The sequence below is a fragment of the Paenibacillus violae genome, assembly GCF_032461945.1.
In the GTDB taxonomy this organism is placed as follows: Bacteria; Bacillota; Bacilli; order Paenibacillales; family NBRC-103111; genus Paenibacillus_E; species Paenibacillus_E violae.
Window position 1 is genome coordinate 53,112 of sequence record NZ_JAWCUD010000016.1, and the last position, 25,441, is coordinate 78,552.

The following is a 25,441-nucleotide window of genomic DNA, read 5'->3' on the forward strand; positions in this document are numbered from 1 at the left end:
AGGGGACGTTATCAAGTTGGTTAAAAAGAGTTTCAAACGATGGATATCCGGTGTGACTGTTGCTGGTATGATGTTCAGCATGCTCGCGCCTATGGCGGCACAGGCGGATGAGACGCAAATAAGCGCGGTCGACTATTCGAAATTGCCTAAGCTGATGATTACGGAGCTTGTTCCGGATACAGCGAATATCGACGGTGCTGATGCTTACGAGTTCGTTGAAGTGTATAACAATTCGAATCAAGTGATTGATTTTAACCAGTACAATTTAGTCTATCGGGTCTCTGGTGCAGATACTGTCTGGGCGCCGTATCAGAACCCGAATTCCAATGGCACTATGCTGATCCCTGCGCAATCTTCCATCGTTCTATGGGTGATGAATGCGAAAAACAAAGGGCTGTCGGTTAATGATTTCAATGCAAACTTCCAAACAAACCTGGAAATGGGGGTTAACCTGTACCGTGTGGAAGGCGGCGGGGGGATGCATAATACCTCTCCAAGGGATTTAGTCATTCAGGAAAAAACGGGCAGCGATATTTCCATTGCGAGCTATCAGGATGGTAGTCAAACAGATCCAGACAAAGGAATTTTCTATCGCTATCCTACCAATGGTTCGAAAAGTATGGTTATGTATAGCTCAGCTGTATTGAATGCGACTCCAGGGACGATAGATCCTACGCAAGTTCCGTCTGTTCCGCGGATTTTCTCACAAGCTCCTGTTATCATCCATACACCTGTTACACAAGCGGATCAGAAAAAAGATTTGGTGCTGCAAACACAAATCACTAATGCTGAACAAGCTGAAACTGTAACTACTGCTGTTTATTATAAAATGGCATCACAAACGAGTTATGATTCGGTTCCGATGACCGTTACGGGAAGTAATCAGTACCAAGTTGTCATTCCCAAAGCGAGTCTGACTGAAAGCCAGATGAAATACTACATCCAAGCCGATGATGGTTTCAGCACGGTGAGATCAAGCGTATATAATGTTGCGGTTGCGATGGACCAGACAGACTACTCGAAAGTTCCACCGCTTATGGTGACCGAAGTTGTACCGGATTCCACGAACGTGGGCTCAGCGGACGGTTATGAGTTCATTGAAGTTTATAACAATACGGATCAACCCGTTAACTTCAAAGACTATAAAGTCGTCTACCGTTACACGGATTCAGGTCCGGATGCGGACGTTCCTTGGCCTGCGGACAAAGAAGATATGATCATTCCTTCAAAAGGGACGCTCGTCTTCTGGATCATCAACAACCAGAATGCGAATTCAACCGCAGCTGACTTTAATGCCAACTACGGAACGAACTTGGTAGAAGGCACTAATCTTGTGCGCGTGCACAGCGACGGGATGGCTAACGGCTCTAACCGTGGTCTCGTGATTGCTACAAATACTGGCATCGAGCTTTCGGCTTCCTACTATGTTAACGGTGATGCCAAAGCCAATAAAGGAATCGTGTATAAATTCCCGGCGACCGGTAACACGATGATAAAATCCAGTGCGGGCACAGCTGCAGCTACACCAGGAGCTGTCTCGCAGGATCAAGTGCCACCACAGACGGTGAAGGTTACACGTGATACTCTTAAGCCTACACTTAAAGACTTGACGAAAGAGAGCACGCTCGATCAAGCCTTAGATCTAGAAATTATCGGAGAGGCTAAAGACGAAACATCGCTCAAAACCGTAGCTCTTTACTATAAAACGGACAAACAGTCCCAATATAACAAGAGGTACTTGAAAGAAAGCTTCGCGGATACGTTGTACCACTATATGGTTTATTCACCAGAGCTTATCGGAAACTCTTACCTGGATTATTATTTCACAGCGTCCGACGGCACGAATGAAACGGTCACACAGACGAAGCGTGTTCAAATTCAAGGCGGATCAGACCATTCCAGCCTGCGCTTGAATGTGAAAGACGGCGAAGTTGTTTCGCAAACGAAAGCGTTGAAAGGGACAGGCGAGGGTGTTAGCCCGGACAGCCTGAAACTAGCGATCGACGGCAGTGAACTGACACAATCGACTTATCATGCCGTGGAGCATGATGCTTTCTTCGCTTTTGAAGTCATGGGCGTGAACTACTATTTCAAAAACGGGATTACCCAAGGGCAGGAAATTCTCTCGATTTTCCAAGATCCGATCAATAGCTACAAAACACTTTCCATTCCATTAAAGGCCGAGCGTCTCAAAGAAGGAAGCAATGCGTTCCAGATTCGTGCTGGTTCCAAGGCTTCACCGTTTGATGATCGTCCTGAAGAGAATAAAGATAATTTTGAAGTGAAGAACGTTCGTCTTGTGTTTGCAGACGGTACGGTTGTGTATGACGCGAAATATAGCGATCCGAATAAGGTGATCAAAATCGGGGATTCCTCCGGTCTATCGCCAGTGATTGATTTCAACTTCGTCATTCCGTCCACGCAGCTGGCTTCCAAAGCTTATGATTGGAACACGACTTCTGTGAGTGACGGCAATCATCAGGTTACAGTAAGCAGTACCACATATGGAACGATTACTTCCAATGTTCAGGTGGATAACACAGCTCCTGTGGTGCAGCCCTCCATTGAGGAAGGGAAAATGTACCGCGGAAGCTTCACGATCGATGCGAATGTAACGGATGCATTGGCTGGTGTAGACAAGGTTGAGGCCACGCTGGACGAGCAACCAATAACATTGCCGATGGCTACTTCATCCGCACAACTGCCGGGTGGAGCGCATGTTTTCAACGTGAAGGCTACAGATAAAGTTGGGAATGTGAAGGAAGTCACCGTTCATTTCGAAGTGCCTAACGAGGCACCGGATATGCCTGTACAAGTTGGTCCGGGTCAAGGTGCATTTGGCTTGGAAAACTCAGCTTCACTTAGTGTGAAGGTTAGCGATCCGATGAACGACGACTTGAAAGTTACGTTCAATCAAGGCTTCAAATACGATGCAAGCACACAGGGAACGTTCACCGGCTATCGCGGCGCTGCAGATACAGAGCCTCCGAAGCAGGAAAAGCCTGCAAGTGAAGCGGCTATGACCCCTGAAGATTACGGTAAAATTAGCAGTGTTGACGGCAACTATCTCAACGATCAGTCTGACGATAAGTTTCCTTACCAACGTTTTGAGGTAGCGTTAGACCCTGCGATTCAAAGCACAGACGAAGTCGTTATTGATTGGAAAGGGAAGTCCCTGGAAGGGCGTAAAGTTTCCTTGTATGCTTGGAGCCCAAGCAAGTTGGAATGGAGTCAACTTAAGACCGTTATCGCGGGAAGCGAAGACTTTGAACTGAAAGCGAACGTTCAAGCCGGCGATTATGCGAATAACGGGAAAATTCAAGTGATGGTGCAGGACGAGATTGCTATCGCACAGGATCAAGCGCCTAGTACCGACTATGATTTCTCCTTCGTGTGGATGTCTGATACGCAGTACTATTCCAAGAGCTATCCATATATCTATCAAAAAATGGTGAAATGGATCTCCGATCACAAAGAAGACAACAAAATCAAATACGTCATTCATACTGGCGACATCGTCGATAATGCCGACCAAGAGTACCAATGGATTGAAGCCGACAAAGATATGAAGGTTTTGGAGACGGCAGGAATCCCATACGGGGTGCTTGCAGGTAACCATGACGTAGGCCACCAAGACAATGATTACAGCTATTACGACAAGTGGTTTGGTGAGGATCGGTTCAAAAACCAACCGACCTACGGCGAATCGTATGATAACAACCGCGGTCACTATGACTTAGTTTCCTCGAACGGTAACGATTTTATCGTCGTTTACATGGGTTGGGGTTACGGAGACAAAGAGATTGATTGGATCAACGAAGTGTTGAAAAAGTATCCGAACCGCAAAGCGATTCTGAACTTCCACGAATTCATGCTCGTCTCCAATAACCGCGCACCAATGGCGGAAAAAGTATTCGAGCGTGTTATTAAGCCGAATAAGAACGTTATTGCCGCTCTATCCGGTCACTATCACGACGCTGAGTTGAAAGTCGATCCAATCGACGATAACAACGACGGCATCCCAGACCGTAATGTGTATCAAATGTTGGCGGATTACCAGGGCGCTCCTGAAGGCGGACTTGGGTATATGAGATTAATGCAATTTGATTTGAAAAACGGCAAAATCCACATGAAGACTTACTCGCCTCATTTGGACGATTACAACTTCTATGAACCGGACGAACATCCTGGGAAAGACGAGTTCGACTTGAATTTGAATCTAGATGCTGTAACCAAACGCGTAGCTACGGATTATATCGGTGTGAACGTGTATACGAACAAAACGATCGGAAGCGTCGATAATGTGAAGAGTGGACAGACGGCAACCGTGGTTTGGCCGAACCTTACTCTAAATATGACCTATCAATGGTACGCTCTCGCCGAAGATCAATATGGTGGATCGAGACAGTCCGATATTTGGAAATTCAACACTAGTCATCAAGAAGAATCAAGCGACAGTGGTGGAGGCAGTGCGCCAGCGATTCCTTCGGGCGCAACGATTCCAGTGGATGGTGGTACAGTAACTTTGGAAGGCGCTAAGATCGTTATTCCAAGTGGTGCGATACCAGGCGACATTAAGATTACGGTGGCTAAAATATCCGATGCAGCTTCGCTGCCGGTAGACCCATCATCTAAGCTGATTGGTGATGTATTCGAAATTAAGAAAGATAAAGATGGCAGCTTTAGTAAAGCTATCGAAATCACATTGCCTTTTGATAAGAGCAAAGTAAATCTAGATCAGTCAGACGTAAGCTTGTATTGGTTTAATGAAACAACGAAAACTTGGGTTCAATTAGATAACATTGTCGTTGATAAAGTGAAAGGTACCGTAACCGGTTCTGTCACCCACTTTACGAAATTTGCCGTTATCTCTAACCCGAAACAAGAAACAAAACCTGAGTCTGGTAACGTTAATTTGACAGACATCAAAGGACACTGGGCAGAATCTAACATTCTAGAACTAGTCAAAGCGGGTTCCATTAACGGTTATGAAGATGGCACATTTAAACCGGAAAACCGCATCACGCGAGCTGAATTCGTTTCAATCGTTGTGAAGTACCTGAAATTGAACGATCAAGACAGCAACAATAAGTTTACGGATGCAGCGAACCACTGGGCGAAGAACGCAATCGCCACAGCTGCTGCACAAGGCATTATCACAGGGTACACAGATACAACCTTTGGTCCGGATGATTTCATTACTCGTGAGCAAATGGCGGAAATCATGGTTCGTGCCGCTCATTTGGACAAGATGGCAGGGAATACGAGCTTCACCGATAATGCTGCGATTTCAGATTGGGCACAAGCGGCTGTAGCTACGTTAACCTCCAAAGGGTTCATGAACGGTTATGAGGATGGTACGCTGAAACCGCAAGGATTAACAACGCGCGCGGAAGCATCTACCCTTATTCTAAGAGTCTTGAAGAAATAGAAATGAAAAGGCTCCTTCGTCTGAAAAGACGGGGAGCCTTTTTTTGGTCACAGAGTCTCTCTAGTGGGCAAGGAGGGGAACTACAGCGCGCTATTCTGCCCGAAACAGCTCTACTAGCGGGGGAGAGGGAACTGTGGTCCGCTAATTAGCTGATCTGGGCAGGTTTTTGGGCGAAGGTGGCGAAATAAGAGCTTGTAGTTCCTCTTCGCCCAGTGAAACTCCACGCTCACCCTAAATAAGGGAATGGAGTTCCCTTATCATCCGTTTATCTGCGTTTGCGCTTCGCTGTTCCGGATTTGGAACCGCCTTTGCGTCTGCGAGCCGTTCCGGATTTCTTACGGCGTTTGCGTTTCGGTCTGAACACTTCAACCGAATCTCCTGAGGCGACTTTGCCTTTGCCAAGAGCGCCAAAGATCGTTTTCACCATTGGGGCCATTTGCTGAAAGCTGGACATGAACTTCTGAACCTTGCCCATTGTGCCAAGGATGCCGTCGATGCCGCCCATCCGCTCAACGAAGCCGGAGATTTGCTTCATGTTGAGACCACTCAGCGGGTTGGAGCTTCCGCCAGTTGCGGCGCCACCGCCACCCCCTCCGAAGAGGTTGCTGAGGAAATTGCCGCCACCGCCACCTCCTGTGGCACCGGCATTTCCGCCGCCGCCTCCGAAGAAGCCGCCACCACCACCACCGGCGTTACCACCGCCGCCAAAAAATCCACCGCCACCGCCGGCATTACCGCCGAAGAAATCGCCGCCTCCTTGGAAAGGAGTAGGGAGCCCTCCGCCTTGAGCGAAATCCGAGAACGGATTGCCGCCGCCTAAGCCTGGATACTGGCCGAATGCGCGATCATCACCAATTTGCGGAGGTAAAGTGGTGAGGCTTCTTGTATGCACTTCAGGACGGTTACCGCCATTACCAATGATTTGTCTAGGGTTAGTCACTGGGATTCACGATCCTTTTTATCAGATTTGTCTCCTACAGGATATGTCACTTGCCTATCGTTGGTATGGACGAATGTCACGGGTCCTAGATATTTGTCACAATTCAGCTCATTAACGCATAGAAATTTTAACGTTTCGCAATCCTAAAGGCAGGATTTAAAGCGGGCGTGTCGAATGATACTCTGGAGCTTACTATAATAAGCTAACATGCATTTCTACCAGGAGTTGATAACGTATGCAATTAAAAAAATTAAATGATAAAGCTATAGACCAACTTTTTGAGGCCATACTGACCCTTAAGGATATAGAGGAGTGCTACGTCTTTTTTGATGACTTGTGCACCGTGAACGAGATTCAATCGCTTTCCCAGCGTCTGGAGGTAGCTCGCATGCTGCGCAAAGGCTGCACGTACAATCAGATCGAAGCGGAAACGGGCGCATCCACAGCCACCATCTCCAGAGTTAAGCGCTGCTTGAATTATGGCAATGACGGCTATGTATTGACATTAGATCGTTTAGGCCGTTAAATATTTGTATCATAAAAGAATTCAAGATCCTGCATTACCAAGTGTAATGCGGGATTTTTCCTGTTTATGGAGAGCTCAATTGACATGTGGGAACACATTCGTTAGCATAGGATTGTAGCCATGGATAGAACGGGTGGGGAGAACATAATGAGTAAGGTTGGTGTCCTGGTCATAAGCCATGGATCTAGGGATAAAGGCTGGGTTGACCTGGTCGACGAAGCTGTGTCTGCGGTTCATATGCCGGAAGGAATGCCGATCTATGCCTCCTATCTGGAACTGGTGGAGGGCAGGTTGATTCAAGACGGTATATACAGCTTAGAGGCGCAAGGTGTGACGGATATCATCGTCGTTCCCCTGTTCGTGTCTTCTGGGAGTACACATATCGATGAAATCAGCTATGCTTTAGGCGTCATCGAAGAGCCGCTGTTGGAAACGGACATGGAGCCTTTTGAAATAAAGGCACGAATTCATTTTACATCCCCGATTGATGATGATCCTGTTATAGCAGAGATTATGTATGCCAAAATCAAGGAACTGTCCGAAGCGCCAAAGCAGGAGATCGTTCTGCTGATTGGGCACGGAAGTCAAGAAGAGGGCTTTCATCAAAAGTGGCTTCAAGGCTTAAAGCAGCTCGCAGAGCGGTTGAAAGCTTTGGGTGGCTTTGACGAAGCGGATGTTGCCATGCTGTTGCCGGATCAAGTGCATGCCAAGATGACTGATTGGGCGGTTAAGAAGCCTGGGCATGCTGTTATTGTGGCGCCGCTTTTTCTGAGTGAGGGCTATTTCACGAGACAAGTAATCCCTTCCAGATTGAAGGGATTTGCATATATATATAATGGACGGGCGCTGTTGCCAAGTCCGCTAATTTCCAAATGGATGGAGAAGCAGATCGCTTCCGCAAATTCGAGACGGTGAACAGGTGATGAGACACAATGGTCAAAAGAGCAAGACTGATCTATAACCCGACTTCCGGCCGGGAAGAAATGAAGAAACGCCTGCCAGAAGTTCTTCAGCGCCTAGAGCGCGGAGGCTTTGAAACATCCGCTCACGCGACAATCGGTGAAGGGGACGCCACACTGGCAGCGGCTGAAGCTGTGAACCGTGGCTTTGATCTTATTATCGCCGCTGGTGGAGACGGCACACTGTGCGAAGTCGTGAACGGTATGGCCGAGAAAGAGGGGCGGCCGCCGCTAGGCATTTTGCCGCTGGGGACGACCAACGATTTTGCCCGCGCGCTCGGTATTCCCAAGAATCTAGAGCAGGCATGCGACCTGATCATCCAGCAGTACACGACCGACATTGATGTAGGTAAAATCAACAACCGCTACTTCATTAATATTGCCGGCGGAGGCTCGATGACCGAGCTGACGTACGAAGTCCCAAGCAAACTCAAAACCATGATCGGTCAGTTGGCCTATTATATGAAGGGACTCGAAAAACTGCCTAGGCTTAAACCTATCGAGCTGTACGTCAAAGCTGGCGATCTCGAGTTTCACGATGAAGTCATGATGTTCCTTGTCGGCAACACCAACTCCGTCGGCGGGTTCGAGAAGCTTGTTCCGGAAGCCCGAATGAATGACGGATTGTTTGACGTTTTGATACTGCGTAAGTGTAATCTTGCGGAGTTTATCCGAGTGGTCACACTCGCGCTGCGCGGGGAGCATCTGAATGACCCGAATCTGATTTATTTTCAGACCAATCATATCGAAATTAATTCACCGGACTACGTCCAGTTGAACTTGGATGGCGAATTCGGCGGCACGCTGCCGTGCGTCATGACGAACCTGAAAAGTCACCTCCAAATCATCGTCGATGAGTCGGGTCAGTCGATTTATAAGAAGACGCTCATTGAGACGTTGACGACGCCGTTTCAATTAAAGGAGCGGCATGGTGATGAGGAGCATGATGGGCATCATCCGCATCAGCCTAGGGAGTAGTTCTAAATAATGGAAGAACAAGAGTGAGGGTATTATGAGTGTAAAAGATAAAAGGGCTGCGAAGTCCAACGGGAGATCTGCGGATCGAAGAGCGGGGAGTTCTGCAGAACGTTCTAGGGAAAGAAGAGCAGGGAATTCTACGGGGCAAAAAGAAAAGAATTCTGCGCCCAAGGTGGCGCCGGCCTGGATGGCGGATCTGCCGGTGCAGATCGGGCAGCAATACGAGGCTGAGATTATCGGGATCAGCCATGATGGGGAAGGGGTGGGCCGTGTGAACGGCTTTACCCTTTTTGTCGCTGGTGCGCTGCCAGGTGAGCGTGCTCTGGTGCGGGTGGAGCATGTGAAGAAGCAGTACGGGTATGCGCGGCTGCTGCAATTGGTGGAAGAGAGTGCGGAGCGGGTCATGCCGGTTTGCAGCATTTATGAAGAGTGCGGCGGCTGTCAGCTGCAGCACCTGAGCTATGAGGCGCAGCTACGCGTGAAGCGTCAGCAGGTTGTGGATAATTTGCAGCGGATTGGGAAGCTGGATGTGGCTGGGGAGACCTCTGAAGGGATTGTTGTCCATCCCACGCTGGGGATGTCCGAGCCATGGCGGTATCGGAACAAGGCGCAGGTTCCTTTTGGGGAAGAGCGCGGCGGCCTCATTGGTGGATTTTATGCACAGGGAAGCCATCGCATCATTGATATGGAGGAGTGCCTGATCCAGCACGAAGCGAACGACGAAGTTGTCGCTCGGGTGAAAGAGATCGGTGCGCGGCTTGGTATTACCGCTTATCGGGAAGAGACGAATGCCGGACTGCTGCGCCATGTCGTCGTCAAAGTCGGCTTCCGCACGGGCGAGATCATGGTCGTTTTGGTGACCAACGGCAGCACGATTCCGCGTGTGGACGAGTGGATTGATGGTATTAGGGCTGCGCTGCCTTCAGTGAAGAGCATTTGCCATAACATTAATGTGAAACAGACGAATGTTATTTTTGGGGATGAGACTCGCGTCCTGTGGGGCAGCGAGGTCATCTATGACTATATCGGCGATGTGAAATTTGCTATTTCCGCGCGATCCTTCTTTCAAGTGAACCCCGTTCAGACGGAAGTCTTGTACGGGAAGGCTTTGGAGTACGCCGGATTGACCGGCGATGAAGTCGTCGTCGATGCCTATTGCGGCATCGGGACGATCTCCCTGTTCCTGGCGCAGCGCGCGGGACAGGTCTACGGCGTTGAGATCGTCGAAGAAGCGATCGCGGATGCACGGAAGAATGCCGAGTTGAACGGCATGACGAACGTGCATTTCGAAGCGGGCCCTGCGGAAGTGGTCCTCCCCGAGTGGACACGTCAGGGCATTCGCCCCGACGTGATCGTGGTGGACCCGCCCCGCAAGGGCTGCGACGCGGCGCTGCTCGCGACGATCCTAGAGCTGCAGCCGCGCCGCGTCGTTTATGTGTCGTGCAGCGCATCGACACTGGCTCGCGACTTGCGCGTGCTGGTTGATGGGGGCTACAGCGTCGCGGAGGTGACGCCGGTGGATATGTTTCCGCATACGGTACATGTGGAGTCGGTGGCTTTACTTGTGAGGAATGAAACAGATGCTGAAAAGCCTTATTAATACTGGGTTTTTCTAATGGAACAGCAAGACGAAATTAGTGGTACAGTAGTGATTTTTCCTGGTTTTTTGGCCATTGGTGCAAAGTTGGTGTAAAAATTCAACATAAATGAGCCAAAATCAGCGGAAACCGCCCGAAAAGAGCGTAAAGCAGGGCACATTTTGAAGAAACTGTTATAGTCCTTAAGAAAAGAACCCGAACGATTGATACAGAAATCGTTCGGGTTCTTATGCTTCTTTACGCTTTTTAAATGGAATGATCTGATCGAATTTATTTGCAGCTTCTTTATCCGCCTTCGATAAAACATGGCCGTAGATGTTCATCGTTGTCGTGATGTTGGCATGTCCCAGACGTTCAGAAATAATTTTTGCATGGACACCTTGGTTAATAAGTAAGGTGGCAGAGGTGTGGCGTAGATCATGAAATTTGATGTATTTTAAATTATGTTTCTTTAAAAAGCCGCGGAACCACAGGTAAGGACTCTCCGGATAAAATGCTCTGCCGTATTGGTTAAAGAAAACAAAGAAATGATCATTATCCCGGGTTTTCTCTAATTCACCCCATTCATGCAAATAATACTCATGATATTGTTTCAGTTCTTCCCAAACAGCATCCGAAAGGTTGATCTTACGAGTAGATTTCTTAGTCTTCGGTTCTTTGATAAGGGGATTTCCATTAATAAAATCTGAAATGCTCTGCTTTACATAAATTGTACCATGTTCCAAATCAACATTTTTCCACTCAAGCCCAACCAACTCGCCGCGGCGAAGACCAGTGGTTAAGGCAAGAGTGATCATCATGCGCCAATGATAGGCCTCCGATTCTAACGCTTCGAACAATAATTGAATTTCATCTTCATCGTATACTTCACTTTCCTTATACACCACCTTAGGCGACTTCACATCAGCAACAGGATTTGTTTTTATAACCCGCCACTCGACAGCTCTTGAGAAGATATTTTTTAAAACACGATACACGTATTGAATAGTTCCGGAAGAGAGCTTTCCATTTTTCCCGTCCTGTCTGCTGCCTTCTTTGCCTAATTCGCTAATTAAAGATGCAATATGTAATGGTTTCACTTGATCTAAGCGTAAATGTCCAATTTCCGGAAGTATTCGCTTTTTTAGAATACGAAGGTATATCGATAAAGTCTTTTGTTCAAGTTCTTGCATAGCATACTTGTCTTTCCATTCATCAACGAAGGCGTTTAACGTTAATTTTTCAGGTGCAATATATGCGCCGGCTTGGACCTCAACTTCAAACTTTGCAAGCTCGAGCTCAGCTTCTTTTTTAGTGCGGCAGCGAACCGTTTTACCATGACGAATATATTTACCCGTCGCATCTCTTCCGATGCTAACCGTCAATCTCCAGGAGTTTTTACCCCTTTTTTCTAAACTAGCCACCCTTCATCACCTCACTACAGATGTACTAGTAACAATTATTTCCATAATTAAAGGTTGAATACTCCAATTATCTATTTAATTCATGTTCACTGAAGGGAATTCTTTTGTTGTCAGGCCTAAAAAAATTCCAGGCCAAACATTGTGGGGTTGGTATGATGCCGTTTGAGGAATTTAAAGTATAGTATCTTGGAACTATTATTTACCACATCATGGAAGGGAATTTGGTATTCCTTGTCGAATTATAAATAAATTCCACAAACTATTTGAGTGCTGCATTGCTACAAAGCTATCAATATAATTAGGTAATAAAGAGCTTTTACAACGTAAATAATGCAGGCTTAGCGGTAACTAAAACTTTGAATTAAAGATAGCTGCATTGGAATCTACGCTCTTACAATAAAAATATAGTCCAAAATTACTAGAATGGAAATTTGCACCCCAAAGCAGAGTTGCCACGTGCTACAAAATTTGATGGGGTGTGTGGAAAAGGGAGATAAGATAACATGAATACTCCGAAACATTCGGTTTTGCTAGTAGCCCTTCAGGGGGAGGTGCCGGGAGATGTCCGATGCCTTTTGGCTGAGGGCATTAAAGTCATCTTATTTACAGATTCCACAGAAGGCTTGGAGCCGCTAGATTCGTATAAAAAAGCCAATCTGTTGCATGTCCACCTTTTAACAGCAGTAGAAGTGGCAAGATTCGGCATGCTGCATATCGTGGATGGCCATTTCAAGTCGTTAGGGGAACGCAGGCAGCTGGAAAAGTTGGCGAATATTTCGCCACTAAATGGCAAGCGCTTTAACGTTGAGCAATATTTGGTCGAGCATGCGCCCCCGCAGATGCATCTCAATGTCAAAGCAGGCGCTGGCACCGGAAAAACAACAGTTATGGTCCAGCGCATCTTATATATCTTGCATGTCACGGGCGTACCGCTCAAGGAAATGGCAATGATTACATTTACGCGCGAAGCTTCCCACCGCATGTTTCAAAAATTGCGGGAGGCATTTTATTTGAGATTTGAAGCGACGGGCGCCTTGAAATACTTGCAATACATCGAAGAGCTCCCCAAAATGCAGATCAGCACGATCCATTCGTTTGCTCGCAAGCTCATAAAAGATTTAGGGGCGATTGAAGGATTCGGATCGAATGTCCGCATTAAAAGTTTCAAAATGGAACGGAAGCAAATTATTGAAGATCAAATAAACCATTGGATGGAGATGCAGGGGGATCCCCAAAATGTTTTGTCCAAATTTAACGGCATGATGATCTATGAGGTCATAGACATTGCTAATGAGTATTGGGAGGAGATGGAGAAAAAGGGGCTCAATGCCGAAGAAATCACTAACCTGCAGTGGGGGCGGGCATTAGAGTCCAGCGAAGCCTTACATGGTTTGTTTTCGTCCATTTTCCCGAAATGTGAAACAAGTTTGCAGCAGCTGAAGTATGATCTCAATGCAATCTCACTGAATGACTTAACCAGGCAACTGAATGCCATTACAGGTCAGCAAGGTGCATTGTTCCAAAACGCTAGCCGGCTTAGGTACCTCTTTATTGACGAATTCCAGGATACCGATGACATTCAAATCAAGCTCGCCGTCAGGCTAGTGGAAGCTTATGGGCTGAAATTGTTTGTCGTCGGGGACATCAAACAAAGTATTTATCGGTTCCGAGGAGCAAAATATACGGCATTTGACCTGTTGCGCATATATCTTTTGAAAATGGGCGAGAGAATCAAAAACTATTTCTTGTCAACGAATTACCGTTCCTCGGTAGCTCTGCTGGAAGAAATGCACGCCCATTTCGAGAAATGGGGGGAAGAGGAGCTGCTTCCGTATGGCACAAAAGACCACCTTCACGGGGTAAAACCGGGAACAGTCCGGGACCACTATTGGATGGCTAACCCTAGTTTTGAGCGGTATAGTTCTGAGCAGGCAGCCTACACGGTTCGAAAGATTCGGGAGGCACAAACGAGCCTTGACGATTCAAACACTGAAAAAGTTGCTTTGCTTGTCCGCACGAACAAGCAAGCGCTTCAGCTTAGGCAATGGTGCGAAAAAGCTGGGATTCCTGTTCAACTAAATATTGGGGGGACGTTTTACTTAAGCCGAGCAGTCCAAGACTTTCATGCACTCGTGAAAGGGCTGTTGTTTCCTGATTTACCGGTTGCCCTCTTAAATATGTTGAACTCCTCATATTCACCGGTTCACTTGGATTGGACAGTCCTAACCCCTCTAGATGGGGATGAAGGTAAGTTGCTGGAATTTCTGAAACAAGTAGAAGTAGATGGTAAGCGAGTCTATGCGCCATGGGAAGTGTACCTGGAGGAGCTCAGAATTGCCCCTGTCCTTTCCGTGCTTCGACGAATCGTGGAAGACAGGGGACCGGTTCAAAGGTATTACCATATGGAACTTCAACACTTGGACGTACAATTTCCGGACCAAGATAATCGGGCGGAAGCAAAAGCTCGAGCTTTACAGTACCAACTAAACCTTAATCATTTGTTTGAATTAGTTCATCGCCAATTTTCATCTGAATTTGTGACGTTGTATGCCTTGCAGCAGTGGCTGCAGGTGCAGATGTCGGTGAACCGCGACGAGGATGAGCCTGAACTGGAAGAAGCGGCTCAAGCAAACCGTGTCCAGATTATGACGGTCCACAAATCGAAAGGGCTCGAATTTCATACCGTGCTTATACCGTTTACTGAACCGGTTTTCCGTTTCCCTCAGAAGGAGCTGTTGTTGGAAAAGGAGAGCACGAATTGGCGGGCAGGTTGGTTTATCCGTAAAGGTGAAGATCCATACGGCAGCCTGACTCATAATGAACTTGAGCGAAACGAGGATGAAGAAACCCAGAAAGAGGAGACTCGCCTTCTTTATGTAGCGATGACTCGGGCAGAAAGCCGGCTTTGGATCATTGCCAATCGGGCAAAGACATACAATAACTGGTATATGTTGCTTGCAAAACGGAGGAATTTTGCCAATGCCTAGACAGATGATCGCGTACAACCACTTGCTGACATTGGATGAGTGCCAGCCGCTTCAGCCCTACCTTGCCGCATTGCATGTATGCGCAACAGATAGTTTACATGCCGGAATGCGCAAAAAATACCAAGACACGTTTACATGGCTCGTTAATGCTGGTCCCTTTATTAATATGCTGCTTGGTAGCTGGACCCAACCTGCAACAAAGTTGGCGCAATTTACAAGGTTGACGAACATTATTCGGGAAGAAGGGGCAACTCCTAATTTTCCTGAACGGCTTCGTTATGCATTCCGCCATAACCAACAAAACGTTTTGTTGTCGATGCGGGTGCTTACGGAAATGGGAATCCAACCAGACGATGTCTCGCCCACGACGTTAGAAGAAACGTTGTTTCAGCGTTGCTGGCTCCGCATGGAAGCGGAAGACGGGGACTTTTCCCGGATTCGGGATTTCTTACAAAATCCAGATCGTTTTAAAAGGGCGTTTGGCAAGTACTTAGAAAAAGAAGAGAAAGGCTTCCCGCCAGCGGTTGTCTTGCATGGATTCTACTTTATCACGCCTTTGCAGCAACGCATACTTCGGATGTTCGAAGCGATTGGGACTCAGCTTATCTTTTTGAATTTATATGACGAACACTATCCGAACACGTTTGCGTCGGTTGAGGCGTTTCTAGGGAAATGGGTTCCACGTGGTGAGTGGCAGTTCAGCGTAAAGCCTGGTTCAGGACTTCACTATGGAGACAGATTTAGTTCGTCGTTTGAAGGGCGTTCCGTAGCTCCAGGTCCTGCCGCTTGGCCACCAGGCTTGTACGGTTTTCTCGACTTTTCGGACTTTTTGTCACACTACAAGGAGCATGATGCGCTGTATATTTCTCCAAAAGAAGTGAGCCTAAATGACAGGCTGAAGGAGTATGTGCCAGAAGCTTTTGACCAGCGTCATTTCTTGTCTTACCCTATCGGGCAATATTTGTTCCACTTGCACCTGATGTGGAATGAACGGAAATCGAGGTTGGAACTAACGGAAAAAAGCTTATTCGAGTGCTTTGCATCGGGCTGGCTCATTCATGAGGGTAGAAATGGGAGACAATATATCAAGCAGTTGCATGAGATTTTTCCGTATTTCCAAGGATGCGTAACTCTTGAGAATTGGCGCAAGCGCGCCAAGATGCTTGTGCAAATCCAAGAAGGACCTGTGGAGGCGTTCGGGGATTCTGAAAACCGGTTCCAGAGGATCGCGGAGAACCCAATGCTGCGATTCAGTTATTTTCAAGTGTCTGCGAAAGATGTTCGAGCGATTACCAACCTCATTGAAACACTGTTCGTACAAGCCGAGGTGCTGTTTACAGGCGCACGAAAAGTTTCGATTCGCCAACATTTTGAAAAGTTAGAACAGATTCTTGCGGGAGGTATGGGCTCGGGGGATTGGAATGAGGAGGAGAGAAAGCTCACCCAAGAGCTACTAGACCGACTTCGCCGAGATTTCGTGTCGGATGAGAAGTTTTACGTAGAGGATTTGTCTTACGCAATATCCCTGTATTTAGGGGGGGATTTTCTGGAAAATGGGAATGAACCGGAGATGAAGCCGGTACGCCAGTACGAAGATGCTGACGGTGCGGCGTTACTTGGTTCGCACATCCATTTGTGTGGCATCGATGAGGAGAGTTTGCCATATAACAGCGCACCGCTCCCTTGGCCTTTAACTCGGGATACGCTGTGGACATTGCCAGTATGCCAAGACGAAGTGTCGATGCTATTCATGCGAGAACAATTTGCTCCGCAAATAGCCCGGTATTTGTTCTATAGTGTGTTGGCGTTCTCGGAGCATGTAGACGTTTCATGGATCCGCAATATGGACAATTTGACCTACGAGGAATCAATGTATGTCACCCTGCTTGACCTTGATTTCCAGCCTGGGCAAGCGATGGCTGAGCTCGAGGAAGGTCGTCCGCCTGTAACCATTCATGGCGACGCTACGCTTGCCGAGGAAGCACTTAAGAGATATCCCACAGATGCTGCTGCGGAAGCCGTTCTGTGCCCGCGCAGATTCTATTACAGTTTGCTAGCTCAGCCGTTTGCAACTTTTTCTTCGGACTTTCACCAGCAGTTTTTATTCCAAGCACTATTGCAGACCGGCTACCGATTGTCGGACAGTACGGACGAAGAAGTCACCCAACAAATGTCGGAATTATTTCGGCAGTGGTCTTCAGTCCGTAAAAGGGCTGCGGCCGAACGGGCGATGCAATACAAGGGCACGTTTGAAGTTAACCACTCCCAGGTCGGGAATCGTTCATACGTCCGGGGACGGGAAGCATTCCAGTTTCTGGTCAAGTATTATACGGACAAGGATACTGATACCGATTTAATGGAGCCTGTCCGGGAAGCCATGCGGAACTCGCAGCCCGGCACACTCTTATTGGAGCATATCAGGGATCAGGACAGCCAGCAGCTAGATGCCCATCCGACAAAGTTGTGTCGTTTTTGCCCCCACTTGAACGATTGCGTGGACGGGCAATATGCGGTAGACAGCGGAGGGGCATAGCTTATGGACATGCCGATACATTTATTCGAGTCGATCGCCATGAAATGGTCGAAAAAAGCGGATGTCGAGATGCAAGAGCACATTACACTTGCAGCTTCCGTCCATGCGGAGAGGCTAGCCGAGGCAGCGCGGAAGCTGGAGTCGGATGCCTCGCTACCAAGCGCTTTTGATGTAATTTTCGGCGATTCTGATGATGATGAAGATGAATACTGAAGGGAATTTCGACATGAAGGAAACGATCTTAACTCCCAAACAACAAGAAGCCGTGGATTTTGACGGCAAGGAGATGCTCATTAAAGGCATTGCAGGGAGCGGCAAGACGCTCGTCTTGCTGAAAAAAGCCCATAAAATACTGACGACCTGTCCAGATGAGCAAGTGTACTTGTTTACGTATGTCGGGACGCTCGCCGCATATACTCGTGAATTGGCAGCGACAATTGGTTCTCAGCGACTTCATGTGGACACGTTCCACGCCTGGGCGTTTCGGATGTTGAGGAGAGCGGGCGTCCGTACAAGCATTGTCCAGAATGAGGAGCAGGTTGAAATGCTCCGAAAGAGTATGTCGGAGGTATTTCGCAGCACCCGTCATCGGCTAGTAGCGGAAGAAAAATATTTCGGTTTTTTGGCTGAAGAGATCCAGTGGATGAAAGGGAAAAGCTTGCTGTCTCGGGAGGGGTATCTGGCTGCTGCGCGTGTAGGGCGGGGGACGAAGGTTTTTGTCGACGGTAAAGCCCGCGAGGTTATGTATGCGGTCTTTGAACGCTACCAAGAAAAATTGCAGCGTGCTGGAAAAATCGATTATGACGATTTGTCTAATTTGCTGGATGCTTCTTTTGCGAAGTGGTCCCCCTACGCCAAGCTGGATAACGTTCTCATTGATGAAGCCCAAGACTTACAAGAAGTTCAATTAAAGTTATTGCGAAAGTGCGCGAACAAGCGAATAGTCATTGCTGCGGACCAAGGGCAAAAGATTTACAACACGTCGTTTTCCTGGCGGGGGATAGGCATTAATATTACCGGGGGCAGGACGAAGGTGTTGCAAAATTCGTTTCGCTCGACTCAACAAATTATTTCACTTGCTTACAGTTTGCAGAAACATGACCCGCTATATAAGGAGAAGGATGAGGAGTATGTCTATCCGGTTATACCAGAACGGCAGGGACCTGTTCCCATGCTGATTCAATTAACCGGTCATGAGGAAGAGGAAATGTTTGTTGTCAAAGCTGTACAAGAGTTGCATCGGCTCAACCCGAATTGGACAATCGGCATTTTGTGCAGAAAAAAAGCATCGCTCGCCCGGTTTCATCGCCAATTGCCTTTGCTGGGCGTCCCTACGGAATATGTGGAAAAGGATAAAGGCAGCGTGACACAACCTGGGGCTAAGCTGCTTTCGCTCCATTCCGCAAAGGGCTTAGAGTTTGATGCCGTGTATGTGTTCCGTATGCGCGAAAAAACGGTGCCGTTGTATGACCAGTTAGAGGATTTGGACGACGAGGTACTCGCCACCGAAAGGCGGCTTTTATATGTTGCGATGACACGCGCTAAAACTGCCCTCACCTTGACCTATTCAGGCAAACGGTCTCGGTTTATTGAGGAAATGGACGACACGTTGTATGAATACAAAGGGGTGGGAGTCTAAGATGGCACTTGAGCATTATTTTTGGAACCAGCTCTCGGATGCTTGGACAGACCCGGATTACCGAAAAGAAGAATCTCTCCAAAACCGCCAATACTGGAACGGTTTTTTAAAAACAGGTAACTTATTCGATTCAATTAGTTTAAGCCGAGAGCAACTTGCGGTCATCAAGCAAAGGGACAAATACTTGCTAGTGAGCGGGTCAGCCGGTAGCGGCAAAAGCATTACTCTGTTAGGGCGCATGTTTAAAGACATGGTGGAAGAATCCCGTCCGCAACGATTGTTGTACGTCACGTACGGAACAACCTTGATTGAAGACGCGCGAAAACGGTGCAAACAGTCCCCGTTGTACCGGGAACTGAACGGAAAACACTCTGTCCATCTTATGACGTTCCACCAGACGGTACGTGAAGTATTGCGGGACGCAAAGCTGATGAGTCTTCCAGTACTGCGGACGACGACAGCAAGTACAGCTCGTGAAGAGGATCATGTGTACCGCCGTTCTGAAGCGTATTTGACAAAATACATGAAGTCAAAAGCCTACCAAGCCATGCCACGGTCACGCCAGCTGTACCGGACGCATATGGAAGGTTTTATCCGTGATGAAATTCTCTGGATGAAGGGCAATGGTTTTATTGAGGAAGAGAAATATCTGGCGTGCGAACGCACCGGGCGTGGCAATAGTCCCCGACTGACCCTTGAGCAGCGAAAAACAGTATTTGAAGTGTTTCAAGGCTATGAGCGGTTTAGGAATGATCAATGGCCGGGAGACTATGACCCAGAAGATTATGCTCTGCTCCTTCTGCAACATATCGGGCGCATTCCGGAAGATTTAAAATATGACCACATTTACATAGATGAAATGCAGGACCTTCAGCCGATGCAACTGCTAGCGCTTAGCATGCTGTTCAAAAAGAGCATTACAATGACAGGGGACAACAAGCAGCAAATTTATCGACGGTCACCATACTCTTTGAAATCTTTGGGAATTGAGGTTGAGGGAAGGCGCAACAAAAAGCTGCGGGTAAACTTCCGTTCGACCAAGCAAAATATGAAGCTGGCGCGCTCGCTTCAATTCATCGATACAGAGAATGACCGGGAGGATGACCTTCGCTTTGTCCGAGAAGGCCCTAAACCAGAAATCCGATTATATATCGATTTGCATCGGCAATGCCACTATCTTGTAAACGAGATCCATAAGCATCGAAAAGACAACCCGCAAGCGAGTGTGGCAGTCATTCACCGATTTGACGATGACATATGGAAGATTAATAATTCTACCCTTCGACTGAACCTAGCAAGGGAATTTAATCTCATTGGTGTAGACAGTTACGGGAAGAAGTTTGACTATGGTCAAATAAAACCTCCGATCTTTTTTACTGATCCATATTCAATAAAAGGGCTGGAATTTGACTATGTGTATGTCGTTCATTTTCACCGGAACCACTATCCACTTCAAAGCAAAATTCTTGAAATCGACAAGCGTCATGGCGGGGAGACCAGCTCGAGTGGCTATGAACAAGACCTTGATAGCGTTTTGAATGAAGAAAAGAAGTTGCTCTATGTGGCACTTTCCCGAGCCCGGGAAAAGACGGTACTGCTATGTGTAGGAGATAGGCCAGCGCTGATTTCCCCGTTTATTCGGGATTTCCAGAGTCGGGATTATGACAATTCTGGTTTTAACAAAACGATGTTTTCCAAATAGGAGAAACTGCTATGTACAATGCCTACTTTGAAGTGCCGCGGGCGCCATATGCCAAGGACAGCCGAGGCAGTTCCCCTTCTTTGCTCAGGAATTTGATGAACGAACTCGCAGGGGCTGAGCGAGTATGGGCTTCGTTTTTCTTGTATAACAACCCCCATCTCCATGCATTTTTTAAGCAGCTGGCAGCCTCCGGAACTCCAGTGACGATCATAACGATTCCCCTTGGGGGATACAGCTCGTGTCCGACTAAAGTACAAGGGTATCGGAGTGAACGCTCGAAACTGGATTTTGCTCAAACGGTTTATAGTGATCCAGGCAAAGTGGACTTTCGCTTGTTTCCACACACGTACGTGTGGAAATTGAATCAAGTTAAGCGGGGCAATGATGTCTATAGTTTGCATGCGAAATGTTTATACGCCCAATTTCCTGGCGGCAAGTCCAAATGCTTCTTAACTTCGAGCAATTTTGCACTCGCCGACCCGTCGCATAGTGAAAACATGCTGGTGGCTACCGACGAGCCCGATGTGACCGAGGCTTATTCGAAGTATTTTGATTCACTAACTCTCAATTCACTTCGTTTAGAAGATTACGAACAGTTTATCATCGACAACAAGTTCGATGCCTATTACCGGATGTCCCGCGTTGTGGATTGGCTGGAACCTCAACATGCCTGGTTTACCGGCCCTTGGATCCGGTATGGCGGCGCGGGCAGCAACCATTTTGCCCGGAAGCGGATAATTAATTTCATTTTGCAGTCGCAAAAGCGCATTATAGTCTGTGCCCAGCATTTGAATGATTACAGTCCGTTTGGAAACACAGGTGTTCTTAGTATCGCTGAGGCTTTACGGATGGTGGCGTTGGAGAAAGGAATCCCAATAAGGGTGTTGACGCAAACCACAGCTGCGCAACAGGAACTAGGCCGGCGCGCAAAGGAAGCTCAAACCTTTTTGGATGGTCTGCAAACGCTGGAACAGCGATATTGGCATCCGATTGTCCATGATAAGTTCCTGATCGTGGATGATGCAGTAATAGTTTTGACAGCGAATTTGACGTCCACTCCATTTGCCTGGGATGGGGATCGAGAGATGCACTATGAAGCAGATGGGCTGGTGTTTTCGGTACCGAACCAGGTATTCTCGGAAGTGAATGCATTCCAAGTGGTTAATGATGCGCAAATTGCGGAACAGTACGAGCAGCATTTTGACACACTTTGGGTCAATGCGAAGTCAGTTTAATGTACAAGAATCCTGACAGAAATAGAAAAAACAAGAACGAAGCTTTATTGTTAGATTATTGAGAAGCCCTCGTTTTTAATAAAAGTAGTTTTTTTCTATTTTTATGGTTAGTAGAGAGATAAATGAACTGTATAGCTATTACTAAGATTAAAAATAGTATTATAGATAAGGACAATAACCCTAATGAGTAATTCGTGTAGGGTTATTGTTAGTAACTTTTTTATTTATTTGGAATAAAGATATATTCAGATGCAAACTTAATAGACGACCAACCGTGGTGCTGACCTTTACTAAATTTGACCCGGAGCGAGATTTCTTCGCTATTATTATTCCAAATAAATGTTTGTTGTATATCACTTGGAGAGTTTGGATAAACCGTAATGTCGGTTTCGATTTTATTATGTTTTAGCAAATATGCTTTATTTTGTTCATATATCGTAATGATTGTTAATGCTTTTCCAAGTAAATTTTCGATTCCTTTTCTCAACTGCACTTGAGTAGCTGTGCTAAGCATAGTACCTACTGTTTTAGACAATTGAACCAAAATGGATGGATGGTCGCATTGAATACCTGCTTCAAAGTCATGTTTCGCCTGAGCTACCTGTTTAGCAAGTTCATTATTGAGAGCTTCACTAAAGTTAAAAAAAGTAGGACCTAAAATAGTTCCAATTCCAGGGTTTTTAGTAGTAATCTTTTTGTTTGTGGAACGTAGTGCTTTTAATGAAATAAATACTTCCGTCAAATAACCGTGTTGCTCACGAATGCTAATTTTTATATCGCCAGTATTTAAGCGATCATTCACATAGATATCTGCCACTAATTGTATTCCATCAAGACGAGCTTGAGGATGCTCTTTGTATAGGTACTCAATTATTTTTAGAGCTGTTTGTTCCGAGCTATTTTTGATTTGTTGAGCAGTGTTCTTAGGTAATGCAGGCAGATACTCTTTCAAATAATTTAAAAAATCGCTATCATCAGCCTGAATCGCGGATGGAAATTTCTTCAGCATCCAATAATACGTGAATGCCTCATTACACTTACCCACTGCATTACTAGTATTGTTCATTGGCTTAACCAAAATACTTTCACTAATTTGATTTGCCATTAGAAGTGTTGCTTCATTTTTCTTTAGAATTAGGGATTCAAAGTCATCTAAGCTTTTAAAAAGTTCGTAGCTCGTTGCTATCTTTATGGATGAGTAAGGTTTACTTTCAAACTTGAAGCGAAGTGTCAATCCAACCTCACCAGACTGAATCCCGACAGCATGGCGTCCTTTTTTATATATTTTAATGTTGTTATAATCGCTTAAATTCGGTCTGAATAGCTCTACATCAACACCGTTTTTCTTAACACGTGTAATAATGGTAGTTTCATCTAACATTAGAAGCATTTCAAAGGCATGTTGGAAGCCTTTGGTATAATGGTTATATGACTCCAGTAAAAGGGAGTAACATTTTTCTTTCAATGCGTAAAGGAACGAATCACGTGGTTGGTTGTTTTCCTTTGTAAATTCAGGATGAAGCTCCTTTAATGCTCTTTTCTTTTTTACATCGGATAGCTCCTCGGAATCTACACCTTTAAGTTCCAGCATGCTACTTAAAAATTCAGAATAGCACTGTTCCAAATGCATATTAAAAGAATATTGCAGCTCAGGTGCTTTGAAATAGGTATTAAGAAAACTTTTAGCGCCAGGATTCTTAGGTTGGATATTGCCCGACTTCGAAGTATAGTAAAGGTTAATACGTACAGTGTCTTCATGCGTTGTTATGACCAAATCATTTTGTTGATCGGGATTTCTATATTGAAACTTACATTTAATTTTGATGATATTCGGATATTTATCCCAAATAAACTGGGCGGTTTCTATCACACCAGGTGGGTTATCTACTGGCCAGCGCCTAAGATGGTAGTATTGTTCTAGAGCATGAAACACGGACTTAACATGATCATCCCCGATGGATCTTGATTTATTCATTCGTTGCACCTCTAATATATTGTCTATTCGATTTTACAACAATCGATTAGGAATGGCGATGCTTAACTTGAAAGTTAAAATAAAAATGTTATTATATAAGTATGCAAACATTTGTTCTTTTAGTGTGGAGTTTGACGTTATTTGGCATTGACGTAAGTTTCAACTGTTGATTACAATAATATTTATTTGTACGTTTTATTCCAGATTTGTCGAAGGGGCGGTAAGATTGATTAAACTTGACCAACGTGGCCGCGGTAAATTTAAGCCAGCTCCCGATTTAGCACCGGAGGAAATTAAAAAGTTTTTGCTTGAAAAAATTATGCAAGAAAAGGAAGTTGAAGCCGTCATTGATTTAGAGGGGGAGCTACATCCTCAACAGGATAAATTTAATGTCGTTTCCTTATTCTGTGGGGCCGGCGGATTGGATCTAGGGTTTGAGCTAGCAGGGCTTCAAGCGACTGTTGGTGAAAAACAGGGGCTTGATGCATTTGAGCATAGTAAGGAAGAATATAATAAGATAAGAAGTAAAAGTGTTTTTCACACTATTTTTGCGAATGACTTTTTTAAAGAGGCCATCGAAACCTATAGACTAAATGTGAAAGATTCAACCACTGTTAATGTATTGCCTGGAGACATTCGAAAAGTTAAGCAATTTCCAAAGGCAGATCTTGTTCTAGGTGGGTTTCCATGCCCTGGATTTTCGGGGGCAGGTCCGCGCCTTATTGATGATGAGCGCAACTTCCTGTATTTGCAATTCATTCGTTGCTTGACCCAGTCAGATCCTAAGATTTTTGTGGCTGAAAATGTAAAAGGGATGATGACTCTGGGGAAGGGAGAAGTTTTTAAACAAATAGTTGAGGATTTTGAATCTGTGGGGTACAAAGTGCATTATTTGAAAGCACCTTTGAATGCTAGGGATTATGGGGTTCCTCAATTGAGGGAACGGGTGTTTTTAGTAGGTGTACGAAATGATATTGATTTCACTTATGAATTTCCATTTCCCACACATGGTCCAGGTACGGAACAACCATATGAAACGTTGGAGAGCAAAATTGGTGACTTACGTTCTGAGCCGGGACCATATTACGAAGGCTCTTTCTCTTCGATTTATATGTCAAGGAATCGGAAAAAGGATTGGAATGAGCAAAGCTTTACTATTCAAGCTTCTGGACGTCAGGCTCCACTTCATCCAGGATGTCCTCCAATGCGATTTGTTGAAAAAGACAAGTTTGAATTTACTGCCCCGATTGGAGAATATCGCCGTTTGTCGGTAAAGGAAATAAAACGGATTCAAACTTTCCCTGACTGGTATGAGTTTTATCCGCAAGAAGCTCAATTAAAGAACGGTCAGTTGGACAAAATATATAAACAGATCGGTAATGCCGTACCTGTGATGCTTGCAAGGGCAATTGCGCTGCCGATCGCACGTTATGCAAAGAAGTATTTAGAAGATAAGGCTGAATCAACAGCATCAGTTCCTGTAGTAAATTCGATATAGATAAGCGTAAAAAAAGAGCCTTCTAAAGGCTCTTTTT

General features: G+C 46.0%; 15 protein-coding genes. 12 read left to right on the forward strand and 3 right to left on the reverse strand.

What is annotated here, in order from left to right; all coding sequences use genetic code 11:
* Positions 1-16 precede the first annotated feature (16 nt).
* Entirely contained in the window at positions 17-5,431 is a 5,415-nt protein-coding gene (locus tag RQP52_RS32485) for an S-layer homology domain-containing protein (protein ID WP_315955674.1), read from the forward strand.
* 265 nt (positions 5,432-5,696) lie between these two features.
* Here RQP52_RS32485 and RQP52_RS32490 read toward each other — a convergent pair whose 3' ends face one another.
* Positions 5,697-6,371 carry an aminotransferase gene (locus RQP52_RS32490; RefSeq protein ID WP_315955675.1) on the reverse strand — a complete coding sequence of 225 codons (675 nt, stop codon included), beginning with the start codon at positions 6,369-6,371 and terminating at the stop codon, positions 5,697-5,699.
* A 235-nt stretch (positions 6,372-6,606) separates the two neighbouring features.
* Between RQP52_RS32490 and RQP52_RS32495 the strand changes: the two genes are divergently transcribed.
* The 4 genes from RQP52_RS32495 to rlmD all read left to right on the forward strand — a co-directional run bounded on the left by RQP52_RS32495 (position 6,607) and on the right by rlmD (position 10,434).
* Positions 6,607-6,897: a YerC/YecD family TrpR-related protein gene (locus RQP52_RS32495; RefSeq protein WP_079414635.1), complete on the forward strand. Its 291-nt coding sequence runs from the start codon at positions 6,607-6,609 to the stop codon at positions 6,895-6,897.
* A gap of 147 nt (positions 6,898-7,044) precedes the next feature.
* A complete protein-coding gene (locus RQP52_RS32500) occupies positions 7,045-7,812 on the forward strand; it encodes a sirohydrochlorin chelatase (protein WP_315955676.1) in 768 nt (255 codons plus the stop codon).
* 17 nt (positions 7,813-7,829) lie between these two features.
* Complete coding sequence (locus RQP52_RS32505; RefSeq protein WP_315955677.1) at positions 7,830-8,834, forward strand: diacylglycerol kinase; 1,005 nt, start codon at positions 7,830-7,832, stop codon at positions 8,832-8,834.
* A 34-nt stretch (positions 8,835-8,868) separates the two neighbouring features.
* Positions 8,869-10,434: a 23S rRNA (uracil(1939)-C(5))-methyltransferase RlmD gene (gene rlmD, locus RQP52_RS32510; RefSeq protein ID WP_379174425.1), complete on the forward strand. Its 1,566-nt coding sequence runs from the start codon at positions 8,869-8,871 to the stop codon at positions 10,432-10,434.
* 225 nt (positions 10,435-10,659) lie between these two features.
* Here the strand turns inward: rlmD and RQP52_RS32515 are convergent, their stop codons facing one another.
* The gene (locus tag RQP52_RS32515; protein ID WP_315955679.1) at positions 10,660-11,835 is read right to left on the reverse strand and encodes a tyrosine-type recombinase/integrase; all 1,176 of its coding nucleotides are present in this window, start codon (positions 11,833-11,835) and stop codon (positions 10,660-10,662) included.
* A 503-nt stretch (positions 11,836-12,338) separates the two neighbouring features.
* On the opposite strand from RQP52_RS32515, the gene RQP52_RS32520 reads away from it, so the two are divergent.
* Genes RQP52_RS32520 through RQP52_RS32545 form a run of 6 tightly spaced genes read left to right on the forward strand, consistent with a single transcriptional unit; the run spans position 12,339 to position 21,931 of the window.
* Entirely contained in the window at positions 12,339-14,822 is a 2,484-nt protein-coding gene (locus tag RQP52_RS32520) for a UvrD-helicase domain-containing protein (RefSeq protein ID WP_315955680.1), read from the forward strand.
* Positions 14,815-17,355 (forward strand): hypothetical protein, encoded by a 2,541-nt coding sequence (locus tag RQP52_RS32525; RefSeq protein WP_315955681.1) that lies wholly within the window; start codon positions 14,815-14,817, stop codon positions 17,353-17,355. The genes RQP52_RS32520 and RQP52_RS32525 overlap by 8 nt, the downstream gene beginning before the upstream one ends.
* Before the next feature lie 3 nt (positions 17,356-17,358).
* Positions 17,359-17,568, forward strand: a complete 210-nt coding sequence (locus RQP52_RS32530) for a hypothetical protein (RefSeq protein ID WP_315955682.1) — start codon at positions 17,359-17,361, stop codon at positions 17,566-17,568.
* Between the two features lie 13 nt (positions 17,569-17,581).
* Positions 17,582-18,994 (forward strand): ATP-dependent helicase, encoded by a 1,413-nt coding sequence (locus tag RQP52_RS32535; protein WP_315955683.1) that lies wholly within the window; start codon positions 17,582-17,584, stop codon positions 18,992-18,994.
* Between the two features lies 1 nt (position 18,995).
* Positions 18,996-20,696 carry a UvrD-helicase domain-containing protein gene (locus tag RQP52_RS32540; protein ID WP_315955684.1) on the forward strand — a complete coding sequence of 567 codons (1,701 nt, stop codon included), beginning with the start codon at positions 18,996-18,998 and terminating at the stop codon, positions 20,694-20,696.
* 11 nt (positions 20,697-20,707) lie between these two features.
* The gene (locus RQP52_RS32545) at positions 20,708-21,931 is read left to right on the forward strand and encodes a phospholipase D-like domain-containing protein (RefSeq protein ID WP_315955685.1); all 1,224 of its coding nucleotides are present in this window, start codon (positions 20,708-20,710) and stop codon (positions 21,929-21,931) included.
* Positions 21,932-22,151: 220 nt separating this feature from the next.
* On the opposite strand, the gene RQP52_RS32550 is transcribed toward RQP52_RS32545, so the two are convergent.
* A complete protein-coding gene (locus tag RQP52_RS32550; RefSeq protein ID WP_315955686.1) occupies positions 22,152-23,906 on the reverse strand; it encodes a hypothetical protein in 1,755 nt (584 codons plus the stop codon).
* Between the two features lie 226 nt (positions 23,907-24,132).
* Here RQP52_RS32550 and RQP52_RS32555 point away from each other — a divergent pair, with 226 nt between their 5' ends.
* On the forward strand, positions 24,133-25,404 hold the full coding sequence (locus tag RQP52_RS32555; RefSeq protein ID WP_315955687.1) for a DNA cytosine methyltransferase: 1,272 nt from the start codon (positions 24,133-24,135) through the stop codon (positions 25,402-25,404).
* The last annotated feature ends 37 nt before the right edge of the window (positions 25,405-25,441 follow it).